The sequence below is a fragment of the Flagellimonas allohymeniacidonis genome, assembly GCF_004296335.1.
Lineage (GTDB): Bacteria > Bacteroidota > Bacteroidia > Flavobacteriales > Flavobacteriaceae > Flagellimonas > Flagellimonas allohymeniacidonis.
This window is the reverse complement of sequence record NZ_SGIU01000001.1, coordinates 842,581-864,695: the sequence shown is the minus strand read 5'-3', so window position 1 is coordinate 864,695 and position 22,115 is coordinate 842,581. Positions and strand designations below refer to the sequence as shown.

Annotated in this window: 17 protein-coding genes; 5 read left to right on the top strand and 12 right to left on the bottom strand. The window is 41.6% G+C overall.

Features of this window, described 5'->3' with window-relative positions; genetic code table 11:
- Positions 1–5: 5 nt before the first annotated feature.
- Positions 6–542 carry a DsrE family protein gene (locus EW142_RS03835; protein WP_130609882.1) on the bottom strand — a complete coding sequence of 179 codons (537 nt, stop codon included), beginning with the start codon at positions 540–542 and terminating at the stop codon, positions 6–8.
- 133 nt (positions 543–675) lie between these two features.
- Between EW142_RS03835 and EW142_RS03830 the strand changes: the two genes are divergently transcribed.
- Positions 676–3,006 (top strand): ATP-dependent helicase, encoded by a 2,331-nt coding sequence (locus EW142_RS03830; protein ID WP_130609879.1) that lies wholly within the window; start codon positions 676–678, stop codon positions 3,004–3,006.
- On the opposite strand, the gene EW142_RS03825 is transcribed toward EW142_RS03830, so the two are convergent.
- Positions 3,007–4,845 (bottom strand): sensor histidine kinase, encoded by a 1,839-nt coding sequence (locus EW142_RS03825; protein ID WP_130609876.1) that lies wholly within the window; start codon positions 4,843–4,845, stop codon positions 3,007–3,009.
- A gap of 112 nt (positions 4,846–4,957) precedes the next feature.
- Here EW142_RS03825 and EW142_RS03820 point away from each other — a divergent pair, with 112 nt between their 5' ends.
- Positions 4,958–5,578 carry an L-threonylcarbamoyladenylate synthase gene (locus tag EW142_RS03820; RefSeq protein ID WP_130609873.1) on the top strand — a complete coding sequence of 207 codons (621 nt, stop codon included), beginning with the start codon at positions 4,958–4,960 and terminating at the stop codon, positions 5,576–5,578.
- A 58-nt stretch (positions 5,579–5,636) separates the two neighbouring features.
- On the opposite strand, the gene EW142_RS03815 is transcribed toward EW142_RS03820, so the two are convergent.
- The 3 genes from EW142_RS03815 to EW142_RS03805 all read right to left on the bottom strand — a co-directional run bounded on the left by EW142_RS03815 (position 5,637) and on the right by EW142_RS03805 (position 8,065).
- Positions 5,637–6,509 (bottom strand): OmpA family protein, encoded by an 873-nt coding sequence (locus tag EW142_RS03815; RefSeq protein ID WP_130609870.1) that lies wholly within the window; start codon positions 6,507–6,509, stop codon positions 5,637–5,639.
- Between the two features lie 95 nt (positions 6,510–6,604).
- Positions 6,605–7,606: a glycosyltransferase family 2 protein gene (locus EW142_RS03810; RefSeq protein ID WP_130609867.1), complete on the bottom strand. Its 1,002-nt coding sequence runs from the start codon at positions 7,604–7,606 to the stop codon at positions 6,605–6,607.
- Positions 7,607–7,618: 12 nt separating this feature from the next.
- A complete protein-coding gene (locus EW142_RS03805; RefSeq protein WP_130609865.1) occupies positions 7,619–8,065 on the bottom strand; it encodes a type I restriction enzyme HsdR N-terminal domain-containing protein in 447 nt (148 codons plus the stop codon).
- Between the two features lie 26 nt (positions 8,066–8,091).
- Here EW142_RS03805 and holA point away from each other — a divergent pair, with 26 nt between their 5' ends.
- Positions 8,092–9,093: a DNA polymerase III subunit delta gene (gene holA, locus EW142_RS03800; RefSeq protein WP_130609862.1), complete on the top strand. Its 1,002-nt coding sequence runs from the start codon at positions 8,092–8,094 to the stop codon at positions 9,091–9,093.
- Here holA and EW142_RS03795 read toward each other — a convergent pair whose 3' ends face one another.
- The 7 genes from EW142_RS03795 to uvrA all read right to left on the bottom strand — a co-directional run bounded on the left by EW142_RS03795 (position 9,094) and on the right by uvrA (position 20,501).
- A complete protein-coding gene (locus tag EW142_RS03795; protein ID WP_130609859.1) occupies positions 9,094–9,471 on the bottom strand; it encodes a DoxX family protein in 378 nt (125 codons plus the stop codon).
- A 133-nt stretch (positions 9,472–9,604) separates the two neighbouring features.
- Positions 9,605–10,099: a DoxX family protein gene (locus tag EW142_RS03790; protein ID WP_130609856.1), complete on the bottom strand. Its 495-nt coding sequence runs from the start codon at positions 10,097–10,099 to the stop codon at positions 9,605–9,607.
- Between the two features lie 118 nt (positions 10,100–10,217).
- Positions 10,218–11,393 carry a helix-turn-helix domain-containing protein gene (locus tag EW142_RS03785; RefSeq protein ID WP_130609853.1) on the bottom strand — a complete coding sequence of 392 codons (1,176 nt, stop codon included), beginning with the start codon at positions 11,391–11,393 and terminating at the stop codon, positions 10,218–10,220.
- 120 nt (positions 11,394–11,513) lie between these two features.
- The gene (locus tag EW142_RS03780; RefSeq protein WP_130609850.1) at positions 11,514–13,925 is read right to left on the bottom strand and encodes an alpha-ketoacid dehydrogenase subunit alpha/beta; all 2,412 of its coding nucleotides are present in this window, start codon (positions 13,923–13,925) and stop codon (positions 11,514–11,516) included.
- 159 nt (positions 13,926–14,084) lie between these two features.
- Positions 14,085–16,919, bottom strand: a complete 2,835-nt coding sequence (locus tag EW142_RS03775) for a M1 family metallopeptidase (RefSeq protein WP_165395219.1) — start codon at positions 16,917–16,919, stop codon at positions 14,085–14,087.
- Between the two features lie 16 nt (positions 16,920–16,935).
- Positions 16,936–17,622, bottom strand: coding sequence for an LOG family protein (locus EW142_RS03770; protein ID WP_130612457.1), 687 nt, complete (start codon positions 17,620–17,622; stop codon positions 16,936–16,938).
- Between the two features lie 17 nt (positions 17,623–17,639).
- A complete protein-coding gene (gene uvrA / locus EW142_RS03765) occupies positions 17,640–20,501 on the bottom strand; it encodes an excinuclease ABC subunit UvrA (RefSeq protein WP_130609847.1) in 2,862 nt (953 codons plus the stop codon).
- 105 nt (positions 20,502–20,606) lie between these two features.
- On the opposite strand from uvrA, the gene EW142_RS03760 reads away from it, so the two are divergent.
- Complete coding sequence (locus EW142_RS03760) at positions 20,607–21,509, top strand: nucleoside hydrolase (protein ID WP_205783218.1); 903 nt, start codon at positions 20,607–20,609, stop codon at positions 21,507–21,509.
- Positions 21,510–21,588: 79 nt separating this feature from the next.
- Complete coding sequence (locus tag EW142_RS03755) at positions 21,589–22,113, top strand: hypothetical protein (protein ID WP_130609844.1); 525 nt, start codon at positions 21,589–21,591, stop codon at positions 22,111–22,113.
- Positions 22,114–22,115: the final 2 nt, after the last annotated feature.

The window sequence follows — 22,115 nt, the reverse complement described above, 5'->3', positions numbered from 1 at the left end:
TATTTTTAAAATTTAATAAGTTGATAGCCATCGTTTTGTAATTGGATTAGTGCTGTCATGGCTGAAAGGGACAGCTGTACTCCAGGAACCAATTCTTCTTTCGGAAATCCACGGGAACGGGAAGATTGCCCGCAGAAGATTACTTCAACCCCAGCGTCCATTAATTCTTGTAGCATTTCAAAATTTGGATTGGGAACCCCAAATCGTTTTTGATAGGCTTCATTTTGAATAATATCTTTTGATGCCTTGTTGTGAACCACAAGTACGGCCTTCAGCTGATCAACAGGCACACCACTCTGCGCATGCATGTTAAGAAAACGCGCTGCAGTCTCAATACTGCTATTGATTTCCTCATGGGACTCCGGGCTTCGCATGATATCAAAAACAGCCTTGTATTCCTTTGTGGTATCCGTCTCAAAATCGGGCTGGTCTATTTCCCAAACCTTACCAAAATTTGGAACCACGGGCCCCGATTTTTTTTCTTGTCCAAAAGTTGAAAAGATCATTACCATGGACATCATGGCGATGGAAAAAAGTTTCATTGATAGTCAAATTGAAGTTCTAAATATATTCAAATTCGATAGAACCTCCGCGTGTTTATAACTATTAACAGGATGATTTTAGGATAAAACCTATATTGTCTAATTTCACAGTCACTTTACTAATAAGAAGGTATTGAGTACGTTTTTGGATGATTTGAATGAAGCGCAACGCGCTCCTGTACTTCACAAAGAAGGCCCTTTAATGGTTATTGCTGGTGCGGGTTCGGGAAAAACTAGGGTTTTGACCTACCGTATAGCCCACTTGATGGAGCAGGGGGTGGACTCGTTCAATATTTTGGCCTTGACCTTTACCAATAAGGCCGCTCGGGAGATGAAAAAACGGATTGCCGCCATTGCCGGGAATTCTGAAACCAAAAATCTCTGGATGGGGACTTTCCATTCCGTTTTTGCCAGATTGTTACGATATGAGGGTGACAAAATGGGGTATCCTAGCAATTTCACTATTTACGATACCCAAGATTCCCAACGTTTGATAGCCTCTCTCATAAAAGAAATGGGGCTCGACAAGGACATTTACAAGTACAAACAGATTCAAAATCGAATTTCCTCCTATAAAAACAGTCTTATTACCGTAAAGGCCTATTTTCAAAATCCCGAATTGGTAGAGGCCGACGCTATGGCCAAACGCCCACGTCTAGGGGAAATTTATCAAAACTACGTAGATCGTTGTTTCAAGGCCGGGGCCATGGATTTTGACGACCTCCTCTTAAAAACCAATGAGTTGCTCACCAGATTCCCAGAGGTGTTGATGAAATATCAAGAACGTTTCAAATACATTTTGGTGGATGAGTATCAAGATACCAATCACTCTCAATACTTAATTGTAAAAGCGCTATCAGACCGTTATCAGAATATTTGTGTAGTGGGCGATGATGCGCAAAGTATTTATTCTTTCCGAGGGGCGAACATCAGCAATATTTTGAATTTTCAACGGGATTATGACGATGTGGCCGTGTACCGTTTGGAACAAAACTATCGTTCCACCAAAAATATTGTCAACGCCGCCAACTCGATTATTGAGAAAAACAAAAACCAACTAGAAAAGGTGGTGTGGACTTCCAACGAGGAAGGTCCTAAAATAAAGGTGCACCGCAGTGTTACTGATGCTGAGGAGGGTCGTTATGTGGCTTCTTCAATTTTTGAGAATAAAATGCAACAGCAGTTGCAAAATGGTGAATTTGCAGTATTGTATCGAACTAATTCGCAGTCGAGAGCCATTGAAGATGCTTTGAGGAAACGCGATATTCCCTATAGAATCTATGGGGGTCTTTCATTCTATCAGAGAAAGGAAATCAAAGATGTGTTGGCCTATTTACGACTGGTGGTCAACCCTAAGGATGAGGAAGCCTTAAAGCGTGTTATCAATTTCCCAACACGTGGAATAGGTCAAACAACCATAGATAAACTAGTGGTGGCTGCCAATCACTTTGGCCGTTCCATATTTGAGGTCATGGAAAACTTGGACAAATTACAATTGAAAATAAATTCTGGTACCCAGAGAAAACTTGAGGACTTTGTGACCATGATCAAGAGCTTCCAAATTATGAATGAGGGTGCGGATGCCTTTGCTTTGGCAGAACATGTGGCAAAGAAGACCGGACTTTTATTGGAATTTAAGAAGGATGGTACGCCGGAGGGAATCGCCCGAATGGAAAACATTGAGGAATTGCTCAATGGAATAAAGGATTTTGTGGAGGGCCAAAAAGAGTTGGCGGATGCCACAGGTAGCCTGACCGAATTCTTGGAAGATGTAGCCCTTGCCACCGATATGGACAAGGACACTGGTGATGATGACCGTGTGGCTTTAATGACCATACACTTGGCAAAGGGGTTGGAATTCCCTTATGTATACATTGTGGGGATGGAGGAGGACTTGTTCCCATCAGCCATGAGCATGAACACCAGAAGCGAACTAGAGGAAGAAAGGCGCCTTTTTTATGTAGCACTTACACGGGCTGAAAAGCAAGCTTATCTCACCTATACCCAAAACCGCTATCGTTGGGGAAAGCTCATTGATGCCGAGCCAAGCCGTTTTTTGGAAGAAATCGATGAGAAATATCTAGAAAATCTTATTCCAGTCAACGATGGATATCGATATAAGTCCTTGATTGATGCGGATATTTTTGGCGAGGTGGACAAAAGCAAATTAAGACAAATGAAGCCCGTTAAAGGGACACCTCCCAGTTTTCATCGGCCGAATGAAAATCAACTTAGAAAGCTTCGAAAACTAAAACCACAAATTTCTTCCCCAGCTGAAAACACCAATGTTATTAATCCCAATTTAGCCGAGGGGTCCTTGGTGAACCATACCCGGTTTGGAAGGGGCAAAGTCTTGAAAATTGAGGGTACTGGCAATGACAAAAAAGCGGAAATCCAGTTCGAAAAAGGCGATGTGAAGAAACTTCTTCTTCGATTTGCCAAGTTGGAGCTTCTAGATGCCTAACTAAGATACTCTTAAAATACTTTCCCTTGTCAAACTCGTGGGCACGGTAAAGCTAAATGTACTCCCATGGTCGAGTTTCGAATCAATTTCGATACTTCCATTATTTCTTTGGATGAAGTCCTTGCAAATGGCAAAGCCCAATCCGGTTCCCTCCTCATTGTGGGTCCCTTTGGTGGAGTTGTTTTCTTTAGTGGAGTTTAAAAGTGCTTTTCGTTGCTTTTCAGACATACCGATACCTGTGTCCTTTACTGATATGATCAATTCGGAGGTTCCTTCAAGGACTTGAATCAAAATGGAATCCCCTTGGGTAGTGAACTTTAGTGCGTTTGACAAAAGGTTTCGTATGACAAAGTCGATCATGTCCTTGTCCGCATAGGCGTTTGGCACCAGTCGTTCCTCATAGCTAATGGAAATGTTTTTTCTGGCCGCATTTTCCTTGAAAAGCAGCACATTCTTTTGAATGACTTGAAAAATGTTGAAGGAACGTTTTGAGACCTCATGGTCGTTCATTTGCGATTTGGCCCAATTCAACAGATTATCCAACAGTAATTGGAGGTTTTGTGAGGCATCGGATAGGTATTTGATAAACAATTCCTTTTCCTCTTTTTTCAAACTTTCCTTTTCATCCTTTAGGATGTTAGCCAAAGACAGCACGTTACCGGTGTGACCTCTTAGGTCGTGGGAAATTATGGAGAAAAACTTATCCTTGATTCTGGAAGCTTCCTTGAGTTCATTTTCAGACTCCACTAACTTGCCATTCAAAAATTTCAACGACTTGTTCTTTTCGCTCAGAGCGTTGATTTGTGTTTTTATTTTACTCACCAATCCATTGTAGGTGCCTGTAAGCTTATCGATTTCGGCAATTTTTATACTCCTATTTCTTTTCAATTGCCCCTCGAAGTTGTTTTGGACAATGGAGTCCATATCGCTGATCAAGGTATTGATGGGTTTCGCAATATGGCTTGAAAATACAAAGGCCGATAATATGGCAAAAAGAACCGTAATAGTAAAGAATAGTACCAAATACGACTTTATGGAGCCAATCATTATCTTGGAATCCGCGTCGACCATCTTATATAAGGCCGCAACTTGTCCGTTTAACCTTTGGTTTATGCGCTGAATTTCTCGAATCATGCCGGAGTTGCCATTGCCGATTTCCTTTTCCAAATGGGTTATCAAGTTGAAGTTTTCTCTATAGGTCTCCAACAATACGACTGTCTCTGAATCCGTTTCCGCATCGCTTTTGAGCTTTATCAAGATATTATCACAGAATATGTTCAGCGTTTTGGCATAGGATTGGTCCTTCCTTAAGAAGAAGTCCTTTTCGAGCCTTCGCAGTTGAAGCACTTCTTCCAAGGAAATTCCCTTGGTCCCCGCTTCCAGCTGATGAATGCTTTGGCGCATTCTACCAATGGTTCCATAATTTTTGAAGCCTTTTTGTTGAATCAGACCCAAAACATGAGTGATTTTTGAGTTCAATGCTTCCAAATCCGAAGAAATACGGCTCAATCTTTTGTCAATGGTGTTATTGGCATTATAGTTCGCGGCTTTAATGCTCGCGACGGCCTTTTTGGAATTTTCGATGTATTGGTGATATTCCTGAAGCGATTTTGAGGATTTGTCGCTATAAAACTCGTTGCTCTTGGTATCGAAATCAAGTATTTGGAAAAACTTGTTATCGGCTTTTAGGCGGTTACCATCAAACACGGCCACCCTTTCACGCAAGGTTTTGGCATTGTCGATTTTCTGCAGACTCTTAAAGGCAAAAAGGAGAAAAGGGCCAATCAAAAGAAAGAGCACACAAAAAGCAATCAACACACGACCTCTTATGGTGTTCATGGTGTCAGATTTGGGAATAATCTTTGTTACTTTGTAATAACGTAATCCGTTGAAAAATAGTATGCTTTAATTTCTGGACAGAAGGATATATAAGCATCTAAAAATCAGTGTTATGGCCGAATTGATCAAGTTGTTTGAGGAAAACCCGAACCCAAGGCAAATTGCCCATATTGGGGACATCCTGCGAAAAGGAGGGTTGATCATTTATCCCACGGATACGGTGTATGGATTGGGCTGTGATATTTCAAACTCCAAAGCGCTTGAAAAAATAGCCAGAATCAAAGGTGTAAAGCTGGCTAAGGCCAATTGGTCCTTTGTCTGTGCCGATTTAAGCAATTTGTCCGATTACGCTCGTCAAATAGATTCCCCGACCTTCAAAATATTAAAACGAGCCCTTCCAGGCCCATATACCTTTGTGCTGCCAGGCAGCAATAATTTACCCAAAGATTTCAAGAAAAGGAAGACCGTCGGTATCCGAGTACCGGACAACAAAATTGCGCAAGAATTGGTTTTGGAGTTGGGCAATCCGATTGTTTCCACCTCCATACATGATGAGGATGATATTTTGGAGTACACTACAGATCCTGAACTTATATATGAGAAATGGAACAATCTGGTCGATGTGGTCATCGATGGGGGATATGGAGGCAATGTGGCTTCCACGGTAATCGATTTGTCCAAGGGGGAGCCCGAAGTGCTAAGGGAAGGAAAGGGTGACTTGGATATTCTGTAACCTTTAATCAAAAAAAACGGCCCATAAAGGGCCGTTTCACAATTATAATCGGATTTTCTTAGTTTCCTGAACCACCAATGGCTGGATCCTTCATACCTTCTTCGATCATGCTGTAGAACTGATCGATTTTTGGAAGTACCACAATTCGGGTTCTTCTGTTCTTGGCACGATCGCCCGCTGAATCGTTTGATGCAATTGGTACGTAGTAACTTCTTCCAGCAGCGGTCATACGCTTCGGATCTACGTTGAATTCGTTTTGAAGTGTCCTAACGATTGAGGTTGCACGTTTTGCACTCAAATCCCAGTTGTCCACCAAAACTCCACTGGCAAAAGGAACGTTATCGGTATGCCCTTCTACCAAAAATTCGAAGTCAGGTTTATTGTTTACCACTTTTGCCACTTTACCTAGCACTCCTTTAGCAGCAGAGGTGATATTGTAGCTTCCACTTCTAAACAACAACTTGTCAGAGATGGATACAAATACAACACCTTTTTCAACACTGATTTCAATATCTTCGTCATCCAAATTGCCCAACACACCCTTCAAACTTTGAACAAGGGCCAAGTTTACAGAATCTCTTCGGGTAACGGCATCTTGTAGTTTACGTATGGTCAAATCTTTTTCGCGTAGACTTTCTAAGGATTTTTCTAGGTTTTCCGCCCCTTTCGTAGTGAGAGTGGTGAGATTCCCCATATTGTTGATTAACTCTTGGTTGTTGGCCTTCAAAAAGGCATTTTGGTCTTCAAGAGTTTTGAGTCTTGAGGTAGCCGTAGCTTTTTCCTCCAAACAGTCATTAAGTTTTACCGTGGCAGAATTCAAAAGATCCTGAGTTTCTTTTTGTTTTGCTTCAAGCTCTGCATATTTCTTTTGGGATACGCAAGACGACAACAAAACTGCCATGGCCAATGTTCCAAGAAAAACTTTTTTCATAATTCTGAGTATAAATTAGGATTAATTAGAGATGTCGATTTTTAAAAGATGAACCAAAATTATAGAAAAACGAAGGTTTCAATAATGGTGATCCGTTAATCTTTTACTAAAATGTTAAAATTGTTTACATGATGTACGAAATGGGACCAGACAATGGATGTTGTGGAGTAGTATTTTATCAAAAAATTGGCTTTTTCCCTTTTTCGATACATCTTTCTAAAGGTAGTATAAAAACTGAAATGAGCCCGAAGAATGGCGATACAATGGGAGAATTTCAACTGCACAATAAATCGGAGTGCAGCGACTCCATCAAGAAGAAGTCTCAAGAAAATAATCGAAAAAGCCTTTCTTCTTGGTAGATTCTTAGTAATGGAATACAGCGAATTTCTGAAGTTTAGAAAGGTTTTTTTTGGATTCATGTTATCCAAGGTCGAACCTCCCAAGTGATAGACTTGGCTTTTACCTACATAGTATACTTTGTGCCCTTGATTTTTTGCCCTCCAGCACAGATCCACTTCCTCTTGATGGGCAAAATAGTCTTCATCAAAACCGCCCAATGACCAAAAAACGGAGCTTCTTATAAACATACAGGCCCCGGTCGCCCAAAACACTTCGGAAACGTCATCGTATTGGCCTTCATCTTTTTCCAAAGCCTGAAAGATTCTCCCCCTACAGAACGGATATCCTAATTTATCTATGAACCCACCTGCGGCTCCGGCGTACTCAAAGTGGTCTTTTCGTTTAAGATCAAGAATTTTAGGTTGGATTATAGCCGTTTTGGGCAGGGCATCAAAGGTATCAATAACAGGACCCAACCAGTTTGGGGTCACTTCAACATCCGAGTTTAAAAGGCAATAAACATCTGCGTCAATGGTCTTAAGCCCATCGTTGTAACCTTTTGCAAAACCACCGTTGGAGGTATTTTGAACAATACCTATGGAAGGATAATTTTGGTTTACAAAATCTATCGAATCATCCGTACTGGCGTTATCAACAAGGTAAATATCGGCTCCATCGGAGTGGGCCAATACACTGGGTAGAAATCTTTCCAAAAGGGATTTCCCGTTCCAGTTTAATATGACTACAGCAATCTTCAAAGCGGCAGCAAATTAACGGCGAAAATCAGGAAATTCCTTTAAAAAAGTATATTTTTCATTGACATGGTCCATTTTGCAAAAGTAATGTGCCATTCCATTGGTCACCATCAGGTATTGGGCCTTCAGCTGATAATTGTACCGCGCTATTTGATCAAAGACCTCTTGGGTGATTTTGGTAGTCGGGGATTTACATTCCACCAAAATCTCTACTTGGCCCAATGCGTTGAACACCACTATATCATATCGTTTCTTCAATTGATTGACCACCAATTGCTTTTCAACATTCACGAGACTTAGTGGATATTGTTTCGTATGTATTAGAAAATGTAAGGTGTGCTGACGAACCCATTCCTCAGGCTGTAGAAGCACGAATTTTTTGCGAACAATGTCAAAAATCGAGAGGCTATTTTCGCTATTTTTGATTCGAAAGGCGTACTTGGGAAAGTTCAAGTCTTGCATGTCACAAAGGTGATAAATTTTGATGAATGGATAAGGTTAAGGAAATTGTAGCGGAGATAGATAAAGGAGAACCAAAACCTTTGTATTTTTTGATGGGGGAGGAGCCCTACTACATTGACAAAATTGCCCAATATATTGCTGACAACGTGCTTGCGGAAGAGGAAAGGGGTTTTAATCAAATGGTCCTGTACGGAAAAGACTCCAACCTTGAAGAGATAGTGTCCAGTGCGAAAAGATTCCCAATGATGGCCGACCATCAAGTGCTTATTGTTAAGGAAGCCCAGCACTTATCCAGAACCATAGAAAACTTGGTTTCGTATGCAGAGAACCCTCAGCCATCCACCGTATTGGTGCTTTGTTACAAGTACAAAAAACTTGACAAACGTAAAAAGCTTTACAAAACCGTTCAAAAAAACGGTGTAATCTTCGAAAGTAAGAAGCTTTATGAAAACCAAGTAGTAGATTGGATAAGACGAACGCTTGCTGGCAAAGGATATCGTATTACGCCCAAAGCCTGTGTTCTTTTGGTCGAGTTCTTGGGAACTGATCTAGGACGAATTGGAAATGAATTGGATAAACTTACCTTGATTCTTTCGAAAACCGACGAGATCACCCCTGAATTGATTGAAAAGCACATTGGCTTCAGTAAGGATTTCAACAATTTTGAGCTTAAAAAGGCGATTGGGGAGAAAGACATGAAGAAAGCGGCCAGAATTATTGATTACTTTTCCAATAATCCCAAAGACAACCCTTTTATTGTAACCGTAGCCACCCTTAATACATTCTTTACCCAGTTGCTTCAATATCACGGGTTAAAAGACCACTCACCCAAAAATGTATCCAGTGTTTTAGGTGTGAATCCTTTTTTCGTGAGTGAGTATACCGTTGCCGCCAAAAATTATCCCATGAAACGGGTAAGTCGAATCATTTCGGGATTAAGACAGCTCGACTTAAAAAGTAAAGGAGTAAACGCGAACAATATGGGGCAAGCTGATCTTTTGAAAGAGCTGTTAGTGGAAATTGCCTAATTATCGTCTATCCACGCTATATTTTCCGGGACCCAAAAGGAATATCACAGCAAAAATAGTGAAGTACATTAAGGCCAACTCCTTATCACCAAAAGGGTCGCCGCCATGAACTACAAAGGCGGCAACAGCCATGGTTATTGCGGAAGGAATTGCGGCCCATCGGGTTTTAAAACCTATGATCAATAAAATTGGACAAATAAATTCACCGATTACCGTAAGAAAAAGGGTAGGGGCTGAACCCATACCGAAAAGGCTTAGAAATTCTGTGTCACCACTAATTAGTTTTTGAAATTTTGGAAAGCCATGGGTAAGCATAAATCCAGAAGGTAAGATTCGCAAAATAGCCAGGCCAACATGGACCAAAGTGTTATTTTTCATCAAGGGGGAATTAAAATTTTCGTTAAAGTATAAATTCTAAGTCTTTCCGTAAAAAGAATTTTTTATCCTCCCATGATTTCAAAAAAAGAAAAGGGCTGTCCGATGCTAGGTGGAAAGCCCTTTTTTGATTGGTTTACTTGGTTTTATTGAGAAGTTTTACAACCAAAGTGTCCAACCCAAATCGGCCAGAGCCCAAATAAAGGTTATAAATTGAAATCCAAAGAAAACCAAATGCGGGAAGCATGCCCCAGGTTCCTTCGCCCCATTTTTGAAAAAAGATGGCGACCAACATAGTGCACATAATTAAAAAGGAGGCCACCCGCGTTTTAAGGCCCACGGCTAAAAACAAACCACCTATGGCCTCACTAAAGGCTCCGAGCCAAGCAAACAAGACTGGGGCCAAAGCAAAAATACCTCCGTACGCTGCGATGTCCTCAGGAAACCAGTCGATTACCTCAAAAAGACCTAGGTTCTTTTCTTTAGGCGTCCAAGGCATTCCAAATTTGGAGGCGCCAAAGTCAATCGCCAATATAAGCCCACAGATAAATCGCATGATTGCAAAAACCAAATCGGCGATCCAATGTTTTTGAAAGGTAGGTTGCAGCAATCTTGTAAATAAATTTTTCATTTCTGTCTGTTTTAGTTGAACAGGACAAAAGTGGAAAAGAGTAGTTGACTGTGCGCTTCAAATGGTATAGAGAGGCCTCAAAATACGATTTGAGACCCTTGGCAAATTGTTGAAAAGGTCAATAGGCGGTTTTGAGAAACTCAGAAGGAGAGGAATGGGTGAGTTTCTTGAAGACGCGATTAAAAGTGGCTTTGCTATTGAATCCGCATTCGAATGCAATTCCCAAAAGAGAGAGTTGTTGATGTTTTTCAGCGGCTATCATCTTTTTAAAGGCTTGGACCCGGTACATATTGATGAAATCGTTAAAATTTCTTCCAAAACCTGTATTGATTGCCTCCGAAAGCTGTGCTCTGGACATATTGACCTGCTTGGCCAAATCCACCAAGTTGAGTTCTGGGTTCAGATAGGGCTTTTCCATCTCCATAAACCTTTCGAGGTTTTCGACAGATTTTTTGTCAATTGGCCTATCTCGACTTAGATCTACATCTGGAATGGTTATTTGATTGGGCGTAAAGCTAAAGTTCAGTTTTTTCAGTTTGGTAGTATCAGTGAAGTATCCTTTTATTCCGACATATATGATAGTCAGACCTACAAATAGATTAAGCCACCACCGTTGCATATAGTTCAGTTCTGTAAAGTAAGAAGCAATCGCTGTTTGGATCATATCATACAGAAACAAAAAAGCGTAAAGAACCAAAAAGTTTCGTATCCAATTCAACTCCAATTTATAGGTGTTGGAAAAGAAGGCATTTATTTTTTTTCGATAGTTATAGAACAACTGAAAGGTGAATGCCAAATACAGAAGCATCTGACCAAAGCCAAAAACGGTAATCAATGGTAGAATATAAGGTTCGTCCAAGCTTAGTTTAAGTACGCCATTTTGAACCTCATCAAAACCTGATTGGCCTGAGTCATAGAAATAAATGGAAGCCCGGTAGACCAGAAAAAGGATTAGAGGTAAAAAATGCAGCCAATCCCTTTTTCTAAAACGAAAATGAGAGGTGGTAATCGATTTTACATAGAGGTAAATCAATGGGGCCAGAGCCAGGGAGACGTTAAACAGCACATAGTTGATTTTGGTCGTCCTAAAGGTGTCGTACCAAGCCATAAAACCCACGGTGTAACAGGTTTGTCCAAAACATGTGAATAGAAGAATCAATGCTAGGATAAAATCCGATACGTTACGGCCATTGAAGTACCTACTTATTAAAAGAACGGTAAAGAGCAAACCCTGGAGGGACAATAGGAGCAAAGGAGTACTGTAAATATCAAATTCGGGAAAAGCCAAAAACATGGATGGTCAGTCAGCAGATTTTTCCTATGAAATTAAGAAAATTTATTTTTTGATGAAACCATCAGAGTTCAGAAGTCAAACGTCAAAAAAAAACCTCACTTTTAAGTGAGGTCAATTTACTTATCTAAGTTTTGGATAGGAGACGGGGTCTGTCTCATGCATAATGCCGTATACCCTCTCAAAAATATCTTCAGCGTTGGGTTTGGAGAAATAGTCTCCATCCGAGGCGTAAGCTGGTCGGTGTGCTTCAGCAGTCAGCGTTTGGGGAGCACTGTCAAGATATTTATAACCTCCTTGTTCCTCCATGATTTGCTGAACCAAGTATGCAGAGCATCCTCCTGGAACATCCTCATCGATCACCAAAAGTCTATTGGTTTTCTTTAGGCTTTCCACCATCTGGTGTTCCAAGTCAAAGGGTAGCAGCGATTGTGCATCAATCACCTCAGCGTCTATGCCTACTTCAAGAAGCTCTTGGGCCACCGACTCTACAATGCGCAGTGTGGAACCGTAGGACAACAAAGTAATGTCCCCACCCTCTTTAAGTGTTTCAACTTTACCAATCGGAGTGCAAAATTCACCCAAGTTATTAGGTTTTTTCTCCTTTAGGCGATAACCGTTCAAGCTTTCGATGACCAAGGCTGGCTCATCGCTTTTCATCAAGGTATTGTAAAACCCTGCGGCCTGCGTCATGTTTCGCGGCACCAATATGTGCATACCTCGCAACAAATGAATCAACCCACCCATTTGGGAACCTGAATGCCAAATTCCTTCGAGCCTATGCCCTCTGGTTCGCACAATTAGTGGAGCCTTTTGCTTGCCCACCGAACGATATAGTAGCGTGGCTAGGTCATCGCTTAAGGTCTGCAGGGCGTAAAGGATGTAATCCAAATATTGGATTTCCGCAATGGGGCGAAGTCCTCGCATGGCCAAACCAATACCTTGCCCAATAATGGTAGATTCCCGAATTCCTGTGTCTGCTATTCGATAGGGCCCGTACTTTTCTTGAAGTCCCTCAAGACCCTGGTTCACATCTCCGATATTGCCGGTGTCCTCTCCGAAAACCAAGGCATTCGGATATTTTGCAAAGAGAGCATCAAAATTATCCCGTAAAATGATTCTTCCATCCACAGATTCTGCCTCATCGGGAATGGAAGGGGCCACCGCATCAACAGAGATGGCATTGGTATTTAATTCGTTGTATAGATGTGAGCTGTATCTGGGTTGTTCTTTTTTCAGAAAGGTCTCCACCCAGTTCTGGAGGGCTACCCTTTCTTGTGAATTTTCACCAATGACATAGCGTAGGGCCTTTCTCGATTTGGATGCCAAATCTTTTTTTAGGGGTTCTTCAATAGCTATTAGGTCATTTTTGATTTTGGTGATAAAAGCACGGTTTGGACTATGCTGAGCTGCATTTTCCAAAAGACCGATAAGCTGTTTTTTATCCTCTAAATTGGGTTTAAGAAATTCTGCCCAGGCTTCTTTCTTTGCTGCCCGCACCTTTTGTTTGATGCTGCGCTCCATACCCTTGAGCTCTTCCTCAGTAGCAACTTCATTTTCAAGAATCCACTCCCTAAATCGCTTATTGCTATCATTTTCGCGTTCCCATTCCAATCTTTCTTGGGATTTGTATCGCTCATGCGAACCTGAAGTGGAATGTCCTTGGGGCTGTGTTAGTTCTGTCACATGGATCAACACGGGAATATGGTTTTCCCGAGCAATGTCCGCCGCATTTTCAAAAGTGTGGATTAGGGCTGTATAATCCCAACCTTTTACTTTTAATATTTCGTAACCTTCATTGTTTTCATCCCTTTGAAACCCTTTTAAAATTTCGGAGATATCACCTTTGGTGGTATGAAATTCAGCAGGTACGGAAATTCCATAATCATCATCCCAAACACACATAACAAGGGGAATTTGCAATACCCCTGCTGCGTTGATGGCTTCAAAGAAATGTCCTTCACTGGTACTTGCGTTTCCTATGGTCCCCCAAGCTACTTCGTTTCCATGGTTTGAAAAGTTTGTAGAGTCCGTCTCTTTGACTTCGCGGTAAATTTTTGAAGCTTGGGCCAAGCCAACCAATCTCGGCATTTGTCCTGCTGTACAGGAAATGTCAGCACTGCTGTTCTTTTGTTTGGTCAAATCCTTCCAAGTACCATCTTCATTCAGGCTATGGGTAGCAAAGTGTCCTCCCATTTGTCGACCAGCGCTCATCGGTTCTTTTTCCAAATCAGTGGTCGCGTAAAGGCCATGAAAAAACTCCTTTGGGGATAGTAGTCCTATGGCCATCATAAAAGTTTGGTCTCGATAATACCCACTTCGAAAATCCCCATCTTGAAAAGCACGTGCCATGGCCAATTGGGGAAGCTCCTTGCCGTCGCCAAAAATCCCAAATTTTGCTTTCCCAGTGAGAACTTCCCGCCGTCCGAGAAGGCTGCATTCCCTACTGGTGACCGCTACCTCATAGTCTTTTAGGATTTGGGACTGAAAATCATCAAAGGAGATATCGCTACTAGTACTGGGATTGGGTTTCATAGGCTGATGAAAGATTTTTGCAAAATTACAAAATAGCGAGATAATAACAAGGTCAACTCCTGTTAATAAAATAAGAAATCAACAAAAAAATGTGTGTTTTTTAAACTATTTTCTATGTACGGGATAAATAGGAGGTTCCATTTTGCGAAAAATGCAAAACTAGAACCATTTTCTGGTGAACAAACCGATCAGCGTTCTCGGGCTTATGGTTACCACAAATCGAATACTTCGGCCATAGTCAGGTTGGGCAATTTCCCACCCAAGATTGGAATAAACAGGAAAGTACAATTCAAAATAATCGGTCACAAGATTGAGACGTACGCCTGAGTCATAAACAAACCGAGCGTCTTCACCTGTACTGCGAATAAAGCCAATATCACCATAAGCCTCTATCCATCGCCAGATATTCGTACTCGCGTTGGCTGTGGCTATCCAATCATTCGCAAAAGGATTGGGCAAGCTTGATTTAAATCCGCCTTCTGCAATAATGATTTGCTGACTATAAATTCCGGAATCCTCAGAACGCCCTAAATAAGGCAGGTCAAATAAATAATCGGTAGGTCGGTCCAAAGCAAAGCTGAAAAAGTCAGAATCGGTCCTGTTTCTTATGAACTTACCTGCATACAGCCTAAGATTCAACTGACGATTGCTCTCAAAAAGCTTTCGATATTCCATCTCAAAGGCGACTTTCGTGAAATTGCTCGCATGCTGCGCATCAATGGACCATGAGGTAAAGTTCAATATGTCGTTGTCCACATCTCTAAAACGAACATTGAAGACACTGTAATCGGGGTCTGTATCGATTTCATCCGCGATACTTTCATCAATATTCCGAAATACGTTGACATGACGGAAGAGAAGACTCTGGCGCCTGTTGGAAATAAGGTTGTCTGGCCTCCATCCGAAGCTAACCGATGGAGTAATGGTTGAGAAACGGGAGTTTACCTGAAAATGTGAGGTTGAACCCCCTAGCACATAGTTGGAAACATACAATCCACTTTTGCCATGATATTTTCGATATCGAAAAGATGCTTTTCCAACAACGGTTTTTTCCAAGAAGGAATAGGTGGGAGCGATATCGTAGGTAAAGGGTCTTTCCAGAAAGGTTTTGTTGTAAATGCGCAAGCCGGGAGTAATTCCATCATACACATTAAAATTGGCTATCGGCACATAGAATATTTGGTAGAAATAGGGATCTTCGGTATCCTTAAAAAATTGGAGTTTTAGCTTTTTATTGCTGGAAAAAAATCCATTGAGCGTTTTCCAATTGTCACGTTGGTTAAACTCAGGAATTTTTTGGTCGTAGTTCAGAACCAAACGTGTTTCATCACCCCTGGGTATGGTTATCGTTCTAGAGGTGTCAATTCCTGTGAACCAATATTTTGAAACAACCGAATCCTTATTCAACCCAAAAAGTGATATGGGGACGTTGGTGCCACGCTTGTTTTTTATGGTCAATGTAATCGAGTCCTCTGATTTAAAGATGTTCTTTATTTTGAAGTCTATTTTTTTTCGCGTGGAGACATACTCATCAAAAAACCAATCAATGTCCTTGTCTGCAAATTCTTCAATCGTTTTTCTAAAATCCTTGGCTTTGACCAACGGCTTGAGCTTATAGTTTCGATAGAAGGATTGAATACTACTGTCTATTTTTTGTGAATTCAAATATTCTGACAGGTAGGCCATACCCAAACCGGCCTTGAAGCCGTTTGCAATTCTTTCGTTGAACTTGATCAAGGAATCATTTCTTGTGCTGAGGGCTTGATCAATGTTTCTTCTGGCTGAGAGCATGCTCAACAAGGCATACTGCTCGTTGAAGTCCATCTGGGCTAGGTGAAAACCTCGAAAACCCCATATTTTTGAAAGCTTGCCCACCAGTTTCTGATCAGGGTAGTATTCCTCAACGTATTTGATCATGAGGTAATTCACGATAGCGTCTGACACCCAGCGTTCCGCTCTTCTGTCAATAAACAAAGTCTCCTTTAAATAACTTCGGAGGGAAGTCTTTAAGAATTTCATTTCAAATTGAAACTGTTCCTCATACGGCCTTATGAAAGAAGGCAGCTGATTAATTCCATATAGTGGATGCTTTCCGTAATCCAGTTCGCTTACCAAAAGATTATCGTGAGGATACGGGCCAAGATTGTCGTGTAAATACTTGGCCACCTTGCTTATGGATATTCCTTCCGAGATGTTGTCGTACTTTTTAGCCTCCAAATCCGTGGTCACGGTAAGTAATTCGGTGATATGTTTGGTGAACCTTCTCCCCCGAGTCAAATGGATTTCACAGTTTTTTCTATTCTCTCCTGACAATTGCACATACTGCCCTCCAGGGAAACTGGTTATTCCTCCATCTGAAAAATTGGTGGCTAGAAAGAGTTTTTCTGGAAACGTCAGCTTAATGGTGGTGTTGGACACATCCGTATAGTGATCATCCAAGTCCATATTGTTGTACAGTTTCCATTCGTCATCATAAACCGCAGGAGTGATGTACCAATCCTTTAAAAAATACTCCCCAATCGGGTTACGTCCATAGGACGTGAACTTACTGTTGGGAAGTTTTAAAGTGTAGGTAAAGAAAAGTTGTATGGATTGTCCAGCATCCAAAACATCGTTCAGCTCAATTCTCAGAACATCTTGATTCCCCATCCGAGTCCAGTTTAAGCCGGTATAATTGTTATCTACGATGGTCTTTATCGAAGTAAATCCCCGTTCCTTGTCCTTGGCCAAGTGCAAGCTCCGGTTGAATTCTTCTCCAAAACGTTTGGCCAATGCTGTTTTTTTGTTGGCAAAAGCGTGGTTCCAGTCGTTGAAATAAAGTACACTTAAGCCATCATCACTTTCATTGACGTAAGTAAATCTTTGGGTGACTGTGATTTCTTTGGTGCTGTCATTCAGTGTAGCCGTAATCTCATTTTTATGTTGTGCCTTAGCCATTTTGGGAAAGGATAACCCAAGCACAAAAAGAATAATAGGAATTAGGCGTAACTGCATCAAAGGTTTGGGTAAATTAGAAATTGGGGGCCAGGTCGTGACCTTTATAGAAAGCGTCAATAATTTCAACAACCTCCTCTGGTGTATCAACAAGTTTTACCAAATCAAGGTCGCTGGCACTTATATTTCCAGCTTCAAGCATGGTATGCTGAATCCAATCGAATAGTCCTTTCCAAAAATCGGAACCCACCAAAATGATCGGAAATTTCTGAATCTTGTTGGTTTGAATTAGGGTAATGGCTTCAAAAAGTTCATCCAAGGTTCCAAAACCACCGGGCATCACCACAAATCCTTGGGAATATTTCACGAACATTACCTTTCTAACAAAAAAGTAATCGAAGTCGAGACTTTTGTCTCCATCAATAAAAGGATTGTCGTGCTGTTCAAAAGGAAGGTCGATATTTAATCCGACCGAAGTTCCACCAGCAAGACTGGCCCCTTTGTTTCCAGCCTCCATAATTCCCGGTCCTCCTCCGGTTATAATGCCATATCCTGCTTCTGAAACCGTTTTGGCTACATCCACGGCAAGGTCATAGTACAGGTCGCCAGGGCGGGTTCGTGCTGACCCAAAAATAGATACGCAAGGACCTATTTCGCTCATTTTCTCAAAACCATTCACAAACTCTCCCATTATTTTGAATATGGCCCAAGAGTCGTTGGTCTTAATTTCGTTCCACCCTTTGGTGTGTTGCTCCTTTCGCATTTGCATAGTATTCGGTTTTAAACAGCTCGTGCTATTTTTTGCTTTGTATTTTCAAGTTCTTTCTTCAAGAATCGAGCCGTATGGCTTTTTTTGTCCTTTGCCACTTCTTCTGGAGTCCCGGCAGCAACAATTGCGCCACCCCCTCGGCCTCCTTCGTAGCCAATATCTATGATGTGATCCATCATTTTAATAACGTCCATATTGTGTTCAATGACCAAGATGGTATTTCCTTTGTCCACCAGCTGGTTCAAAACTTCCATTAGTACACGAATATCTTCAAAATGGAGTCCGGTAGTAGGTTCGTCGAGGATATAAAATGTGTTTCCGGTGTCGCGCTTGGATAGTTCGGTTGCCAACTTAACGCGTTGCGCTTCGCCACCAGATAGGGTAGTGGACTGCTGCCCTAATGAAATATAACCCAAACCAACGTCTTTTATTGTCTTAAGCTTGCGATGTATTTTCGGAATGTTCTCAAAAAAGTCAACCGCTTCGTTAATGGTCATCTCCAAAATATCGGCTATCGATTTTCCCTTGTACCTTATTTCTAGGGTCTCTCGATTAAAACGTTTGCCATTGCAGGTTTCACATTCCACATAGACATCTGGCAAAAAATTCATTTCAATCACCTTTAAACCGCCACCTTGACAAGTCTCACATCGACCTCCGGTGACGTTAAAACTAAAACGGCCAGGTTTGTACCCCCGAATGGTGGCTTCGGTGGTTTTGGCAAAAAGCGAACGAATTTCACTGAATACTCCGGTGTATGTAGCTGGATTAGATCTTGGAGTTCGCCCTATGGGAGATTGGTTGATATCAATGACCTTGTCAATATGTTGTAGCCCTGTAATTTTTTTATAGGGCATTGGCTTTTTCACCCCATTAAAATAATGGGCGTTCATAATAGGGTAGAGCGTTTCGTTGATCAAGGTAGATTTACCACTACCGGAAACACCTGTTACTCCTACGAGTTTTCCTAAAGGAAACTCCACGGAAACGTTCTTCAAATTGTTTCCGGTACAGCCCGTTAGCACAATTTTCTTACCTGTACCCTTTCTGCGATTCATCGGAACTGGGATTTCCAATTCGCCCGAAAGGTATTGCGCCGTTAGGGTATCATGACTACTCAGGTCTTTGGGTTTTCCCTCAGAGATGATCTCACCTCCATGGCGACCGGCATGGGGACCAATATCGATTACATGGTCCGCATGTTCAATCATGTCCTTGTCGTGCTCAACAACAATTACAGAATTCCCGATGTCCCTTAACGAAACCAAGGAGTTAATAAGCCTTGCGTTATCCCGTTGGTGCAAGCCTATACTGGGTTCATCCAAGATGTAAAGTACCCCTACCAGCTGGGAACCGATTTGCGTAGCTAGCCTAATACGTTGTGCTTCCCCACCTGATAACGACTTTGAACTTCGATTTAAGGACAAATAATCAAGCCCCACATCCAGTAAGAATTGAATTCGGGTCCTTATTTCCTTAATGATTTCTTCAGCAATTCTCTTCTGGTTCCCTTCAAGGGTATTTTCAAGATTTTGGAAAAGGTCTGCAAGTTCAGCAATATCTAAATGGGCAAGCTCTGCGATGTTTTTTTCTCCAATTTTGAAATACAGGGATTCTTTCCGTAACCGGGCTCCTTTGCAACTGGGGCAGGAAACTTTGTCCATATAATCTTTGGCCCAACGTTTTATGGAAGTGGAATTAGCTTCTTCAAACTGGGTTTTTATGAAGTTGGAAATACCTTCGTAATCGATTTTGTAACTTCTTTTTACACCCAGGGTCTTTGAATCTACCTCAAAACTGTCCTTTCCACCATTAAGGATGATTTCCATGGCTTCAGCTGGGATTTTTTCAAGAGGGTCAGACAATTCAAAATTGTAGCGTTGCGCGATGGTTTCCAATTGCTTGAAGGCCCAGGATTTCTTGTATTCCCCCAAGGGTGCTATACCGCCAGACTTTATGGATAGTTTTTTATTCGGAAAAATCTTTTGCTCATTTACCTCATGTACATGCCCAAGGCCATTGCAAGTAGGACACATACCTTTTGGGGAATTAAAGGAAAAAGTGTTGGGCTCAGGAGTGGGATAGGAGATCCCCGTAGATGGACACATAAGGTCCCTACTAAAATATCTCGGCTCTTTTTCTCCTTCTTCCAAGGCCATGAGCACATTATTTCCGCTATACATGGCTGTATTGATGGTTTCGGATAACCGTTTATGGAAGTCTTCACTTTCCACAACCTTCAACCGATCTATTACGATTTCGATATCGTGGGTCTTGTAACGGTCCACCTTCATTCCTTGAACGATATCCACAATTTCACCATCCACTCGAACCTTCACAAAACCTTGTTTGGATATTTGCTCAAAAAGTTCCCGATAATGGCCCTTGCGCGATTTTACGACAGGTGAGAGAATGTTGATTTTCTTATCACGATAAGCATCGATGATCAAATCCTTGATTTGTTCATCGCTATAGCTGACCATTTTTTCTCCGGTGTTATAACTATAAGCATCTCCTGCCCTGGCAAAAAGTAAACGAAGAAAATCGTACACTTCGGTAATGGTTCCCACGGTGGAACGAGGTGACTTGGAAGTGGTCTTCTGCTCAATGGCAATAACCGGTGACAGCCCATCGATTTTGTCAACATCGGGTCGCTCAAGACCCCCTAAAAACTGACGGGCGTAGGCAGAAAACGTTTCAATATAGCGACGTTGACCCTCCGCATAAATGGTGTCAAACGCCAAGGAAGATTTTCCACTTCCTGAAAGTCCAGTGATGACCACAAGCTTTTCTCTGGGGATGGTGACATCTATATTTTTCAAGTTATGAACCCGTGCTCCCCGTACCTCAATGTGCTCTTCGTAGTTAATCATAGCAAAACCGCAAAAGTAACGATTTGGCATGTAAAAATGAAGCTACCTTAGTTTTCTATTTTGTAAATTGACCATGTACAACCACCTTCTAAGAAAACATTTCCTATGTCTATATTTGTTAGAGTTTTTCTGTGTGCTATGATGGTTTGCCTTGCTTTTAGCACAAGTACCATACAAGCCCAAGAAGTTCGTTCGGTCATTGTTGATGCCGACACCGGGAATGAGGTAGACGATTTTTATGCATTGGCCCGAATTTTCATGGAGCCCTCGGTCGAAATTACGGCATTGAACTCTGCGCATTGGCAGACTAGCCATTGGGCCGTTCCCAATTCCATGGAAAACAGTCATCGCTTGAATCAGCAACTCTTGGGAGAGATGAACCTCAATCTAAAAACCCTTCGTGGTGCTACCGCTAGGATGTACGATTGGGGAGATAGGGCACAACATTCAGCAGCCACCTACGAGATTATTAGACAAGCCAAGGAGAAAGATGAATTAACAATTTTAGTACTTGGAGCGTTGACCAATGTGGCATCTGCAATTTACTTGGAACCGGAGATTGCTAAGAAATTGAAGGTGTATTGGTTGGGCACGACTATGGATTTTGCAAACAGAGTGCTTAAAAGGGATGATTTCAACCCATTAATGGATCCTTACGCTTTGGACGTTTTGTTGAATTCGGAAGCTGAGATGTTTATTATGCCCATTAATGTTGCTGTTGCTATGGAGATTGACTTTGATGAACTTCAGGCGAAAACCCAAGATCACTTTCTGGGAAAATTTCTATTGGACCGATGGACCAACCACCTTGACGGCTCTAGAAAAAGTCGGATTCTTTGGGATTTAGTCTTGATCTCTGCATTTATTTATCCAGACTTTGGAACCCTCACCGAGGTGCAAACGTCAAGGGATAATGGAAATCGAAAAATCAAGTTTTATAGCGAAATAGATTCCGAAGCCATTTATCAGGATTTTTACGAAACCCTATTGGCTTTTGAAAAGGAGTAGATTATTTTTGAGGCTTCGCGAAAAAAATGAAAGCAAATCGTGCTGATTTGCTAAGAACTTTAAATCTTTTCTAACAGCTATGAAATTATTGGGTATTGGTTCTCGAATTGATCACGCCGATTTCGGAAAGGGAGTGGTCACCAACGTATCTTCCAAGCACTATTGGGTCACCTTTTTGGAAAATGGATTGGAAACCATCGATTTGGATTCCGATTTTGAAGTAATCGAAGCGGTTGAGGATGAAGTGGACTCGGTGAGCTTTTTTGATGTGGAACGTTCCTTGGTGAAAATATTGGAAAAATGGAGCGACACGCACGAAAAAGTGGCCTTGGCCGACAAATGGAAAGGGGGTAAGCTTATTTTGGAGCCTGGGGACAACTTGGCCAACAAGGAAATGCCCATTGAAACCTTTTTTCATAAAATTGTTATGGTACGGGACCGAATTCGAGTGATGGAGCAGAAAATCAACAGCAGCAAAAACGTGGATGATCAAGAGAAAGTTGATTTGCAACAATACATTACCCGAATTTATGGTAGCCTCACCTCATTTAATGTGCTTTTTAAGAACAAGGGCGATCAGTTTATTGGGGAAAGAAGCAAATAAAT